The sequence below is a fragment of the Desulfonatronum thiodismutans genome (genome assembly GCF_000717475.1).
Classification (GTDB): domain Bacteria; phylum Desulfobacterota; class Desulfovibrionia; order Desulfovibrionales; family Desulfonatronaceae; genus Desulfonatronum; species Desulfonatronum thiodismutans.
Window position 1 is genome coordinate 73,506 of the sequence record NZ_JPIK01000018.1, and the last position, 11,682, is coordinate 85,187.

General features: G+C 58.1%; 13 protein-coding genes. 10 read left to right on the forward strand and 3 right to left on the reverse strand.

What is annotated here, in order from left to right; all coding sequences use genetic code 11:
• Positions 1-47: 47 nt before the first annotated feature.
• Together GY33_RS0113410 and GY33_RS19285 are read left to right on the forward strand one after the other, a co-directional pair.
• Positions 48-1,004 carry a substrate-binding domain-containing protein gene (locus GY33_RS0113410; protein WP_051822633.1) on the forward strand — a complete coding sequence of 319 codons (957 nt, stop codon included), beginning with the start codon at positions 48-50 and terminating at the stop codon, positions 1,002-1,004.
• Entirely contained in the window at positions 1,001-3,205 is a 2,205-nt protein-coding gene (locus tag GY33_RS19285; RefSeq protein WP_051822634.1) for a sigma-54-dependent Fis family transcriptional regulator, read from the forward strand. The genes GY33_RS0113410 and GY33_RS19285 overlap by 4 nt, the downstream gene beginning before the upstream one ends.
• Before the next feature lie 110 nt (positions 3,206-3,315).
• Here GY33_RS19285 and GY33_RS0113420 read toward each other — a convergent pair whose 3' ends face one another.
• The gene (locus GY33_RS0113420) at positions 3,316-4,440 is read right to left on the reverse strand and encodes an NAD-dependent epimerase/dehydratase family protein (RefSeq protein WP_051822635.1); all 1,125 of its coding nucleotides are present in this window, start codon (positions 4,438-4,440) and stop codon (positions 3,316-3,318) included.
• Positions 4,441-4,922: 482 nt separating this feature from the next.
• Between GY33_RS0113420 and GY33_RS19290 the strand changes: the two genes are divergently transcribed.
• On the forward strand, positions 4,923-5,417 hold the full coding sequence (locus GY33_RS19290; RefSeq protein ID WP_051822636.1) for a rhodanese-like domain-containing protein: 495 nt from the start codon (positions 4,923-4,925) through the stop codon (positions 5,415-5,417).
• A gap of 408 nt (positions 5,418-5,825) precedes the next feature.
• Here GY33_RS19290 and GY33_RS0113430 read toward each other — a convergent pair whose 3' ends face one another.
• Complete coding sequence (locus GY33_RS0113430; protein WP_031387826.1) at positions 5,826-6,053, reverse strand: hypothetical protein; 228 nt, start codon at positions 6,051-6,053, stop codon at positions 5,826-5,828.
• Between the two features lie 49 nt (positions 6,054-6,102).
• Complete coding sequence (locus tag GY33_RS0113435; protein WP_031387827.1) at positions 6,103-7,518, reverse strand: heterodisulfide reductase-related iron-sulfur binding cluster; 1,416 nt, start codon at positions 7,516-7,518, stop codon at positions 6,103-6,105.
• Between the two features lie 126 nt (positions 7,519-7,644).
• Between GY33_RS0113435 and GY33_RS0113440 the strand changes: the two genes are divergently transcribed.
• The 7 genes from GY33_RS0113440 (at position 7,645) to GY33_RS19925 (ending at position 11,638) form a co-directional block, all read left to right on the forward strand.
• Positions 7,645-8,016 carry an ArsR/SmtB family transcription factor gene (locus GY33_RS0113440; protein WP_031387828.1) on the forward strand — a complete coding sequence of 124 codons (372 nt, stop codon included), beginning with the start codon at positions 7,645-7,647 and terminating at the stop codon, positions 8,014-8,016.
• A gap of 28 nt (positions 8,017-8,044) precedes the next feature.
• On the forward strand, positions 8,045-9,148 hold the full coding sequence (arsB, locus tag GY33_RS0113445; protein WP_031387829.1) for an ACR3 family arsenite efflux transporter: 1,104 nt from the start codon (positions 8,045-8,047) through the stop codon (positions 9,146-9,148).
• A gap of 150 nt (positions 9,149-9,298) precedes the next feature.
• The gene (locus GY33_RS0113450) at positions 9,299-9,622 is read left to right on the forward strand and encodes an ArsR/SmtB family transcription factor (RefSeq protein ID WP_031387830.1); all 324 of its coding nucleotides are present in this window, start codon (positions 9,299-9,301) and stop codon (positions 9,620-9,622) included.
• 87 nt (positions 9,623-9,709) lie between these two features.
• Positions 9,710-9,943, forward strand: a complete 234-nt coding sequence (locus tag GY33_RS0113455) for a thioredoxin family protein (RefSeq protein WP_031387831.1) — start codon at positions 9,710-9,712, stop codon at positions 9,941-9,943.
• 1 nt (position 9,944) lies between these two features.
• Entirely contained in the window at positions 9,945-10,370 is a 426-nt protein-coding gene (locus GY33_RS0113460) for a thioredoxin family protein (RefSeq protein ID WP_084185173.1), read from the forward strand.
• Positions 10,371-10,377: 7 nt separating this feature from the next.
• On the forward strand, positions 10,378-11,082 hold the full coding sequence (locus GY33_RS0113465; protein WP_031387833.1) for a cytochrome c biogenesis CcdA family protein: 705 nt from the start codon (positions 10,378-10,380) through the stop codon (positions 11,080-11,082).
• Between the two features lie 73 nt (positions 11,083-11,155).
• Positions 11,156-11,638: a thioredoxin family protein gene (locus tag GY33_RS19925; RefSeq protein WP_051822637.1), complete on the forward strand. Its 483-nt coding sequence runs from the start codon at positions 11,156-11,158 to the stop codon at positions 11,636-11,638.
• The last annotated feature ends 44 nt before the right edge of the window (positions 11,639-11,682 follow it).

An 11,682-nucleotide genomic window follows, 5' to 3' on the forward strand; every position in this document is an offset into this window, starting at 1 on the left:
GGCGAAACCTTGATGTTCGTTGGACGGGCGTTGCCCGGGAGGAATCCATGATCAGCAAACCACGGCTTGGCCTTATGATGCGATGCAGCCTGCTGCTTTTGGCGTTTATCCTGGCTCCCGGCTGCGAGCGCGGCGAGGATGTCCGGGCCGTGGACTTCACCAAGACCGTGACCATTGCTTCCCCGCCGGATCAGCCCGTGGGCCGCCAGATTCTGCGCACGGCGGTGGGGGCCATGATTTCGCCCAAGGAGACCCACGAAATATATCTCCAACTCCTGGCCTACATCAGCACGAAGATGGACATGGAGCTGGAGTTCGTCCAGCGCAAAACCTACGCCGAGGTGAACGAGCTTCTGGGGCTTCAGGAACTGGATCTGGCCTTTATTTGCTCCGGTCCGTACGCTCTGGGCCGGGAGGAGCACGGGTTCGATCTCCTGGCCACCCCGATCGTTCAGGGGGATCACCATTACTACTCCTATCTGATCGTCAACCAGGACAGCCCGTTTCAGTCCCTGGAAGACCTGCGCGGCAAGACCTTCGCCTTTACGGATCCGCATTCCAATACCGGTCGATTGGTCCCGACGTATTGGCTGGCCTTGATGGGCGAGCGGCCGGAGACGTTTTTTCGGGACGTAATCTATACCTACAGCCATGACAATTCCATCCAGGCCGTGGCCGAGAGGCTGGTGGACGGAGCCGCGGTGGACAATCTGATCTGGGACTACTACGCCCTGAAAAACCCCGTCCACACGTCCCAAACCCGGATCATCAAGCGGTCCGATCCCTTCGGCATTCCTCCCGTGGTGGTGGCCAAGTCCATGCCCGAAGATGTGGTTCGGCGCATCCGGGAGCTGCTCCTGACCATGCACCAGGACCCCGAAGGCGCGGTCATTTTGGACGAACTGTTGATCGAACGATTCGTCCGTGCCGATGACGCCTGGTATGCATCCATCCAGGAGCTGCATGACACGGTGAGCATGGCGCGGGAGCCCGACAATCCATGAAACTCCGCTCCCTCAAGGGAACGCTGCTGGTCGCCGTGACCGGACTCATGGCGCTGAGCACGCTGTTGGTGGCCTTGCTGGCTTCGCACCGCTACGCTCAGAGCCTGGAGCAAACCCTGGCCGCCCAGGCCGAAAACGTGGGCCGCGCCCTGGCCGCGGAAGCAGCCGATCTGGTCCTGGTCAACGACCTGGTCAGCCTGCGCAACATGCTGGAGCGCCATCGCATTGCCCACCCTTCCCTGGCCTACCTGTTCGTCGTCCGTGAAGGCCGGGTTCTGGCCTCGACCTTTGGTTCGGAAGTTCCCGAGGACCTCCTGGCCTTTAACCTCCCGGAGCAGCTTTCCGGCGAGGAAACGGCCCTGCAACGCATTGTTTCCGAAACCGGGCTGCGGCATCTGGACATGGCTTTGCCCATTTTCGACGGCCATGCCGGGATTTTACGCTTGGGCGTTTCCGAGGAGCATCTGCGCCGCGAGGTGCGTGATCTCTGGGCGTCCATCGGCATCCTGGCCCTGCTGATTCTCGTGCCGGCCCTGGCTGGAGGCATGTTATTCCTGAACCGGATGACCCGGCCTCTGCTCGCTTTGGTCCAGGCGGCCCAGGGGTATGCGCCGGGCCGGAGTCAGCCACCGTTGCCCGTCGAAGGGCAGCAGGAAATCGCGGTCCTGGCCGAGGCCTTTAACACCATGACCAGCCGGATCGACGAATATACCCAGCGTTTGGAGGATCAGGCGGCAAAGCTGGAGCAGGCTCAAAGTCAGCTTCGGGCTTCCTGCGAGATCGTCCGGAACGTCTCGGCCCTGGCCTCCTTGCCGGATGTCGCGGGGTATCTGATCCGGCGGACGCAAGAAATTCTCCACTGTAAGGAGGCCAACGTACTGGCCTTCAGCCCGGACAGGGAGATGTTTTTCATGCTCACCTCGGAGGAAGCGCGTAAGGTGACGGACCCGGAAGCCGCGGCCGCGGCCGTGGCCCTGCTTCAGGGCATGGAACCGATCCATCAGCCCGAGACCCCGGTGTTCCGACCACCGATGATTTCCGATGCCCAGGCGAGGCTTCCGGGCCAGTCCATTCTGCCCCTGTATCACGAGGACAGCCTGTGCGGGGCCATGATCGTGGGCTGCGTCAAGAAATGCGCCTGCCAGCCCCGGGATTTGGAATTGGTCAGCCTTGTCCTGTCCCAGGCCGCGGGAACCTTGCGCCGTGCCGTGCAACAGGAAGTGGAGGCGGAGAAATTCCAGGTTCGGCAGGACTTACGGGCCGGATTCATGGGCATCATCGGCCGTGACCCCAAGCTGACCACGATTTTTCGGCTGATCGAGGACGTGGCGGCCACGGACGCCACGGTGTTGATTCAGGGAGAGTCCGGCACGGGGAAGGAGTTGGTGGCCAGGGCGATCCACGACCTCAGTCCGCGCCGGGACAAGCCTTTCGTGGTCATCAACTGTTCGGCCTATCCGGCCACTCTGCTGGAAAGCGAGCTGTTCGGCCATGAGCGGGGCGCGTTCACCGGGGCTCTGAAGCAGCGCCCGGGAAGGTTTGAGCAGGCCGACGGCGGGACCGTGTTTCTGGACGAGATCGGGGAAATCAGCGCCTCGGCCCAGGTCAAGCTGCTGCGCGTGCTCCAGACGCAACGCTTCGAGCGGGTCGGCGGGGACCGGACCGTGACCGTGGACGTGCGCATTGTCGCGGCCACGAACAAGGATCTGCTGGAGGAGGTCAAGGCCGGGCGGTTTCGGGAGGATCTCTACTACCGTCTGGACGTGATTCCCATTCAACTCCCGCCCCTGCGGGAGCGCGGCAACGACGCGGCCCTGCTGGCCGCTCATTTCCTGCGCCGTTTCAGCGCGGAGCAGCAAAAAGACATCACCGAGATCAGTCCCAAGGCCATGCGTCTGTTGCTGGACTATCATTGGCCGGGCAATGTCCGGGAACTGGAAAACGTGGTCGAGCAGGCCACGGTGCTGGCCAAGTCCAGGGTCATCACCCCGGAGGAACTGCCGACCCGGCTCAAGGCCGCCTCGGAGCCGTCCCCAAGCGCCGCGCCCACGCTGGAGGAACAGGAACGGACGGTCATCCTGCAAACGCTGGAATCCTGCTCCTGGAACAAAAAACTTGCCGCCCAACGCCTGGCCATCGGTCGCAGTACGCTCTACGCCAAGATGAAGCGGCTGGGGATTACCGTCCCGGAAGCAGCGTAGCCTTCACGTAGCCGGTGAACCAAGGTCGGCGTCGAAGAGCGAATTCCGCGGCATTTGCCACCGGACGTCCGACCGGAATGTCATCCATTGAACCCGTTTCGTACCGCGGCTTATCGCTCCAATCGCTCCAGCAACCGGGCCGGATCTCGCACGAAGTCTTCACTTTCGCGTCCGCAATCGAAAAACTCCTTGTTGAAGGAGGTGATCAGGTTGAGGGCTTCCCAGCGGGTCAGGTAGTACTCCAGCAAATGAGGCAGCTCGGTGAATACCGTGGCCTCGGGCTTGGGATCGACGAAGCTGGATTCCTGGAGGTGGCTGCAGGATAGGGTCTGGGTCTGGTAGAACTGCTCCATGAAGAGCAGTTCCGCGGGCATCCTGGCATCGATCCCGATGCGGCCCATCAGGCGGATCAAAAAGTGGATGATCCCTGTACCGAAATGGGCCACGGGATAAGGTAGAAACAATTTCCATGGCCGTTTCGCCTGGAGATAGGCCTTGATGGTCAGGATCAGCTTGCTCAGTAAAACCGCTTCAGGATCCACGAAATGCCAGGTTTTTCCGCCGAACTCCTCCCTGTGGTTGAGAATATGATGAACAAAGGGTGGAATCTTGGCGGCGTTGGTGTAGGAATGGGCGGCTCGCCTGTTGGTAAAGAGCATGGGCATGATCTGGTCGGCAATGGCGAACATCATCCTGTGAAATCCCTGAATCTTGTGATCATGGGCCCCGTAAACCACACCCAGGCGGATAGATGTATAGTCCAGCCCGTGTTTCCGATGCATCTCCGCCAAGGCCAATTCCGCCAACAATTTTGACTTGGGGTAGTTGGGCAGCTCCGCGGTCAGTTCCAGGCGATCCTGTTCGGTGAGGTTCTCACCGGGGGGCAAGACGGCGGCGGAACTGAAATGAATATAGGGAATGCCCTGCTCCAGGGCCGCTCGGGCCAGGTGCAGTGCGCCCAGGTAATTGATCTGGTATGCAAGCAGAGGGTTGGAGTCGAGCGCGGCAATGGCGCAATTGATGATGAATTCAGGTCTGTGTCGGCGGATATGGTGGCGGATGTCCTCAGGGGCGCGCAAACTCAATTGTTTGCTGTTGGGGCCCAGAAGTTCAAAACCGCCGCCCACATGGGTCTTGAAGTAGTGAAGAATCCCCCCACCGATCAAGCCGGAACCACCCACCAGCAGACCGCATTTTCCGATATTATCCGGACAATCCTGTTTTTCCGTGATCATGCCAGACTCCCGTGCTTGAGATCAAGATCATATTTTTCAACCAACCATGAGCCTTCATCGGTGCTCCAAGATCAAGCAGCTTGTTTTTCGCTCCGTAAATGGAGAGATAACAGACGAAACGAGAACATGTCGACAATACGGCTCCAGACGTAGACAATCTCTTTGGACGGGAGAATTCATTCGGCAAAGGTGCAATTCCGAAAAAAAACGGTCACTTGATTTGTTAAATGTTCTTGCAACAATTCCACAAAGCCGGATAAAAAACGGATACCCCTGGGCAAGTTCGCCCTCGATTCTCACGCGCTCTCGGATCGGTTTCGGAACCGAAACCGGCCGGAACTCAAAGCAATAAAAAGGGGGAGTGTCGGCTACCGAAGCTCTGAGTTTCCTCTTTCAGAGCAAGCCTCCGACATTTCTCAACCTGGATGAGGCGAGGAAAGCTGAGAGTGCTGAACAGTTTAAATATACCAAGGCATTTCATCATGACCAAACCGCTTTATTTTCTGCTGCTTTTGACCCTGCTCCTTACACCACTCCTCCATGCCGACGAACCGACCCTGGAGGAATACCTGTTCCAGTACGACTATGCCGCCCGCTGGGACATGAAGATTACCAGCCGGGAGCTGGTCGGTCTGCTCCAGCAGGACAAGGTCCAGTTCGTGGACATCCGCTTCGCCGAGGAACATGCGACCTGGAGAATGGGGTTTGGCCTGCATATTCCGCTGCCCGATCTGCCTCGGCAATTGCACAGGCTCGACCCCGACAAGCTGGTGGTCACGGCCTGTCCGCTCAAAGACCGGGCGATCATCGCCATGACCTACCTGAAGACAAAGGGGTTCAACGTGAAATACCTGTCCGACGGCATGCTCGGCCTAGCCGAGTATTTGCGTGGAGACATGGCTTTGGAGCTGACGGACATATTGCCTCCGGGCGATGCAAGTGACCACCTAGAATCATTCGGAATTTGTCCTGGCTGATTGCCCGGACTCCATTTGTAAATGTACGTGGATGCGGTTCAGACTCAACCATCCCGCGAAGATTGTTTTGGAAAGTACCTATCACTCCAACGACATTTTTGGGCAACATCCGACACCACTGAAGATGTAAGCACGGGGATCACGGGGAACATGTTCCGTAAAAAACAGCACCTTTTTCTCAGTGATTCCCGTGTACTCCGTGGTTAGCCACCTTGGTAAGACGATTGAAATGGAATTGTCGCTGTTGTGCTATGGTCGTGGATTTTCGTTGCCCTCACCAGGAGCATCGGGACTTGCCTGTTCGTTCCCAGCTGGTGTTGCAACGTCGCCGCAACACGGGGCCATTTCCAGAGGTTGCATGGGCTTCCAGACCGTTTTCTCCTCAGACTGAGAAGGCGGAGACCAGCTTCAGGTCGGTGCGGAGACTTCCTCGTTTTCCTCAGCATCAGATTGTGAGTGTTGGAGGTCTGTTGTTTGGTCGTGATCCCGCCGTTGCGTCTCGGTATCATTGCCTTGGTCATGACCTTGATTGGCCGATGCATTCTCATTCACTTCCTCAAACTCCATTTGACAACAACGGGAACTTCCCACCCCAAACAGTCGCGAAAATAGTCCTTTACTCTTTTCTTGCGTCATGGCGTCTCCTTCGTTAAAAAACGATATTCCAATGTATTGGAACAGTAAATCAATGTCGGTCAAGTATCGCGATCCGCAGCGCTTCCACCGGATGCCGGACCGGGATGTCGTCCATATGCTGGAACTGCAGGCGGCAGCTCAGGCATTCGGTGATGATGGTTTCCGGCTGAAGCGCACGGATCTTGTCCATCAGCGGCGTACCCAGCTCCAGGCTGGAGTGGTGAAACTGCTTCTTGTAGCCCATGATCCCGGCCATGCCGCAGCAGTTCAAGGTTCCGGTGAGCGGGACAACGGACAGCTCGGGGATGTTTTTCAGCAATTCCAGAAACGGATATCCGATTTTTTGTTCCCGGAGGTGGCAGGGCGGATAGTAGACCGCCCGCCCGGAAACGGGGTGCGCCATTTCCGGGGTTCGGCCCTCCACTGCCAGTGCGGCCAGATACTCGCCGAGATCAAAGGCGTGTTCGCCCACGGCGATGCGCTGGAGCGGATCAAGGCTGGAAAACTGGCCTTTGTCCTTCAGGATCGGGCCATAAGTGGCCCGATGCAGCACCACCATGTCCCCTTCTCTCGGCCCGTTGACACCCATGCCTACGGGAATGCGCAGGGTCGTCGGGTCCGCGCCGGCCTGCTGCTGATACGCTTCGGAATAATACGCCCCGTCCCGCAGGAGATGCTTGAAAAAATACCCGCAGGTCGGGCAGGAGCAGACCACGTCGAAACCCTCGGCCACATGCTCCGCCATCCATTGCAGATTGCGCGAGACCAGCTTCAGGGCCATGTCCCGGTCTCCTTCCAGCAGGGGCGGCATGCCGCAGCATTCGCCTTCCGGGTCATGCACCGACGAGACCACGTGCACCCCAAAGGCCTCCAGGACCTCCACCGCTGCCCGCGCCACCTCGGGAAACAGAAAGCGGGCCGTGCAGCCCGGGAAATAGACCGCCTTGCGCGCTTGATGATCCGTGTTCCGGCCCACCCTGGCTGAACGCTTCCGAACCCAATGGTCGAAGTTATCCCGGGGCACCGCCGGCATGGTTCGATCCGGGTGGATGCCCAGGGTTTGCTTGATCAGGGACGAAGAGAAGGGATTGCCGACCATCATATTGCTCAAGCGCGGAAACGCTCCGCACAGTTTGCCGATCCGCCCCACATCCTGCAGCGCCCGCACGCTGAAGGGCAACCCGTCTCTTTCAGCGTAAGCCGCCTTTGCGGTCATGATTTCACGCCGGATATTGGCGCAGGGACAAAGCCCGCAAAGATTGCACAGGTCGGACAGTCGCTTCAGTTCATCTTGTGTCGCGCTCTCGCCGTGCTCGCGCTTGCGGTCGTGCAGGCGGAACAGCTCCGGCAGGAACAGGCAGGCTTCCTCGATGAAATGCCGGCAATCCTCGCAGGAGCCGCAGGCCGTGACCACGTTTTGGATCAGGGTTTCCGGGGTGTCTTTTTTCGGTGCGTCTAGGGGCATCGCGCATGTCCTTTTGCGTAAGTTTCCTTCAGGATCTGCATGGGGGCGTGGTAGGCTTGACATCAAAAAAATGTTTTGTAACTTATATTTCGTCGTTTAGCTAGATTTGCATTTCTGGAGAAAAGAATGGAGACACCCCTGACCATGGCCAAAGGGCTGGCCGATGGCAACAGGATGCGGATTGTCGCCGCGCTCATGGAGCGGGACGAACTCTGCGTATGCCAGTTGATCGAGATGCTCGGCATAGCCGGGGCCACGGTTTCCAGGCACATGAGCATCCTGCAGGCCGCCCGTCTGGTTCAGAATCGCAAGCAGGGACGGTGGGTCTATTATCGCTTGGCCGATCAATTTCCTGATCTACTGCGAAAATGGTTGCAGGATTCCTTGGCTGCATCGGCGACCATTCAAGCGGACAGGAACAGCCTTGAGGCCATCCTGGCCTGTGAACCTGACGAAGTCTGCCGACGTCAACGGGAAAATGCGGAATGCTCCGCGTAATCTTCCAACGTGTTTCAAGGAGAGCGCAATGACTGAATCCGTTGCCAAACAAATGTCCGTTCTGGACCGCTACCTGACCCTCTGGATCTTCCTGGCCATGCTCGTTGGCGTGGGGGCCGGGTATCTCTTCCCGGCCATCCCGGACATCCTCAATCTTTTCCAGATCGGAAATACGAACATCCCCATTGCCATCGGCCTGATCGTGATGATGTACCCGCCCCTGGCCAAGGTCCAGTACGACAAAATGCATCTGGTTTTCCGCCATACCCGTGTGCTTGTTTTGTCCCTGGTCCAGAACTGGATCATCGGGCCGATTTTGATGTTTTTGCTGGCCGTGGCCTTTCTTTCCGATCATCACGAGTACATGGTCGGTCTGATCCTGATTGGGCTGGCCCGGTGCATCGCCATGGTCATCGTCTGGAACGACCTGGCCAAGGGCGACAGGGAGTACTGCGCTGGCCTAGTGGCCTTCAATTCGGTCTTTCAAATCCTGCTCTTCTCGGTCTACGCCTATCTCTTCCTGACCGTGTTTCCAAGCTGGCTGGGCATTGAGGGCACCCTGGTGGACATCACCATGAAGGAAATCGCGGTCAGCGTCCTGATTTATCTGGGCGTTCCTTTTGCCGGGGGCATCTTTTCCCGGCTCTACGGGGTCAAAGCCAAAGGTGAGCAGTGGTACCAGGAAAAATTCATTCCCTTCATCAGCCCCTTCACGCTCATCGCCTTGCTCTTCACCATCGTGGTGATGTTCTCCCTCAAGGGCGAGTACATTGTCGAACTGCCCATGGACGTGGTTCGCGTGGCTATTCCGTTGCTGATCTACTTCGTGACCATGTTCGTGATCTCCTTTTTTCTGTCCATGAAGTTCAAGGCCACCTATGAACAGTCCACGTCGTTGAGCTTCACCGCGGCCTCCAACAATTTCGAACTGGCCATTGCCGTGGCCATCGCCGTGTTCGGCATCCACTCCGGAGTAGCCTTTGCCGCGGTGATCGGGCCCCTGGTGGAAGTGCCCGTGCTCATTGGCCTGGTCCACGTGGCCCTGTATTTCAAGCGCAAGTACTTTCCCTATGCAATGCAGACCCCAACCGGCGTCTGCCATGTGACCTGCAAGCCGGTGGATGTAAAATAGCCCACATCGATAACCCCAGAATCTCGCCCGGCAAGCTGGCCGGGCGAGAGCTATAATGTCCCTCTCACCTTTTCAGAAGTGTGATCCGGAGTTGATTGACGCGGAGCGCAAATTTGCCTATTTTGCCAAATTTGCACACGGAGGCTGTGAGTGCGGAACAAACACGAATTTCGATCCAAAATTTTCAAGGCCCTGGGTCATCCCAGCCGGATTCTGCTGGTGGATGCCTTGCTGGAAGGGGAGCGGTGCGTTTGTGAACTCCGGGAGTTGGTGGGCGCTGATATTTCCACCGTGTCCAAGCATTTATCCGTGCTCAGGGAAGCGGGGGTCGTGGGCTGCGAGAAGCGCGGAACCAATGTGTATTACACGCTTCGCATGGAGTGCGTGAAAGGCTTTTTGACCTGCGTGGACCGTTTCAACGCTCGGAGGATCGAGGAGCATGCCTGTGCTTTATGCGAGGGAGTGAGGAGTTAGAATTCAGAATTCAGGAGTCAGAGGCGGAAATTGGAATTTTTTGGATAGCTGTGTATCGAGATTAATGAGTCAGACGAGGGGTTTTCAATGAAAATCAAAGTGTTGGGGCCTGGTTGCGCCAAGTGTTCGGAAGTGGAACGGATCGTAAAGGAAGCCGTGGCCGAGTCCGGCAAGGCCGTCGAGGTGGAGAAGGTCACTGATATGCAGGAATTCATGAAGTACGGAGTCTTCAGCACCCCGGCCGTGATCGTGGATGACCAGGTCAAGGCCGTGGGCAAGGTGCCGGGCAAGAAGGACGTGCTGGGCTGGATCAACGGATAATATGCGCTTTCCATCTCAGCCTGCTCGCTTTCAGCCTTTGGTGAAAGCCGCTGGTTCCGGCGCCTGGGCCTTGCGGTGCGGTCTTGCGCTGCTGCTGGTCGGCATTGCCTTTGCTGCATGGGCCGAGGAGCCTCCCGAAGCTCCCGTGCCCGGCATGGTCACCGTGGCCAGCTTCGGCGCTCGCAACTGCGTTCCCTGTCGGATGATGGTACCCATCCGGGAGGAACTTCAGCGGGATTACGAGGGCCGGGCGGCCATCGTGTTCATCGACCTGCATCGGCATTTTGAACTCATCGACCACTACGCCATCCAGGTCATTCCCACGCTGATTTTTTACGATCAAGACGGCAACGAGGCCAAACGGCATATCGGGTTCATGGACAAAAAGTCCATTGAGGCCGAAATGGCCAAGCTCGGCGTCGAATAGGATATCCATGGACCAATTTTTCATCACCCTGAACATGTGGATCACCAGCGGTACGGGGCTGGCCATGGCCGGAAGCTTTCTGTGGGGCATGGTCAGCGTGTTCTTCAGCCCCTGTCACCTGGCCTCCATTCCGCTCATCGTCGGCTACGTGGCCGGACAGAACAAGCTCATCGAGGGCCGGGCCGCCGCGGTCTACGCCGGTCTGTTTTCCTTCGGCCTGTTCGTGACCATCGCCCTGGTGGGGATCATCTGCGCCCTGCTGGGCCGGATGCTCGGGGACATCGGCCCCTGGTGGACCATCCTGGTGGGGCTGATTCTGATCTGGGTGGCCCTGGACATGATCGGCGTGTCCGGATGCTCCATGTCCACAGGCCTGATGAGCAAGCTCAAAGTCTCCGGTAAGTCTGGAGCGTTGATCCTGGGCCTGGCCTACGGGGTGCTCTCCGGCTCCTGCACCTTCGGCTTCATCGCCCCGATCCTGGCCATCATCACCATTCAGGACCAAATGGCCAACGGCCTGATGCTGATCATCCTCTTCGGCCTCGGCCACTGCATCCCCATCGTCATTGCCGGCAGCTCCACGGCCCTGGTCCGCCGCATCCTGGAAAGCCGGTCAATGGCCAGGGGAGGTTTGTGGTTCAAGCGCGGGGCCGGCACGCTGATCGGGCTGCTGGGATTGTACTTCATCGCCTTGCCGTTTCTGGATATCTAGCGAGTCCATTGTACATTCCCGCGTTCAACATGGCATCTCAACCAATTAACCACCTCCTTCCCAGGAAAGCCCCATGAACTCAAAGACACTTATCGGCATCGTCGTCGTTCTGATCGCCGTTCTCGGAACCATCGTCTTGATCCATCAGCACCAAAGCGGGCAGCTTGATGAGACGGCTGCCGTTGATTTGCAGAGCCTCGGAGAGCGTGCCGCCCATGTCGCCGACAACGGCGTGGACCCGAGTCTGCTTCCCGGCAACCCCTCGGACTTGCCACGCCTGGTGGACCTGGGTGCGGACAACTGCATCCCCTGCAAGCTGATGGCCCCAATTCTCCAGGAATTGAAAGTCGAATACGCCGAAGTCTTCACTACGCACTTCATCGACGTCTGGAAAAACCCGGCTGCTGGTCGGCAATTCAGCGTCCGGATGATCCCCACCCAGATTTTTTTCAATGCCGAGGGCAAGGAACTCTTCCGCCACGAGGGGTTCATGTCCAAGCAGGACATTCTGATGCGTTGGAGGCAGTTGGGCGTCAGCGTGGCGACGGCGGGATAGAACGTCATTCCCGCGCAGGCGGGAATCCAGTCCTTTTTTCATTT

Bases quoted from the DNA above. Each gene is read 5' to 3' on its own strand.
- GY33_RS0113460 (WP_084185173.1), top strand. From the start codon at position 9,945: ATGCGCTTTCCATCTCAGCCTGCTCGCTTTCAGCCTTTGGTGAAAGCC.
- GY33_RS19925 (WP_051822637.1), top strand. From the start codon at position 11,156: ATGAACTCAAAGACACTTATCGGCATCGTCGTCGTTCTGATCGCCGTT.
- GY33_RS0113465 (WP_031387833.1), top strand. From the start codon at position 10,378: ATGGACCAATTTTTCATCACCCTGAACATGTGGATCACCAGCGGTACG.
- GY33_RS0113435 (WP_031387827.1), bottom strand. From the start codon at position 7,518: ATGCCCCTAGACGCACCGAAAAAAGACACCCCGGAAACCCTGATCCAA.
- GY33_RS19290 (WP_051822636.1), top strand. From the start codon at position 4,923: ATGACCAAACCGCTTTATTTTCTGCTGCTTTTGACCCTGCTCCTTACA.
- GY33_RS0113440 (WP_031387828.1), top strand. From the start codon at position 7,645: ATGGAGACACCCCTGACCATGGCCAAAGGGCTGGCCGATGGCAACAGG.
- GY33_RS0113410 (WP_051822633.1), top strand. From the start codon at position 48: ATGATCAGCAAACCACGGCTTGGCCTTATGATGCGATGCAGCCTGCTG.
- GY33_RS0113420 (WP_051822635.1), bottom strand. From the start codon at position 4,440: ATGATCACGGAAAAACAGGATTGTCCGGATAATATCGGAAAATGCGGT.
- GY33_RS0113455 (WP_031387831.1), top strand. From the start codon at position 9,710: ATGAAAATCAAAGTGTTGGGGCCTGGTTGCGCCAAGTGTTCGGAAGTG.
- GY33_RS0113430 (WP_031387826.1), bottom strand. From the start codon at position 6,053: ATGACGCAAGAAAAGAGTAAAGGACTATTTTCGCGACTGTTTGGGGTG.
- arsB (WP_031387829.1), top strand. From the start codon at position 8,045: ATGACTGAATCCGTTGCCAAACAAATGTCCGTTCTGGACCGCTACCTG.
- GY33_RS19285 (WP_051822634.1), top strand. From the start codon at position 1,001: ATGAAACTCCGCTCCCTCAAGGGAACGCTGCTGGTCGCCGTGACCGGA.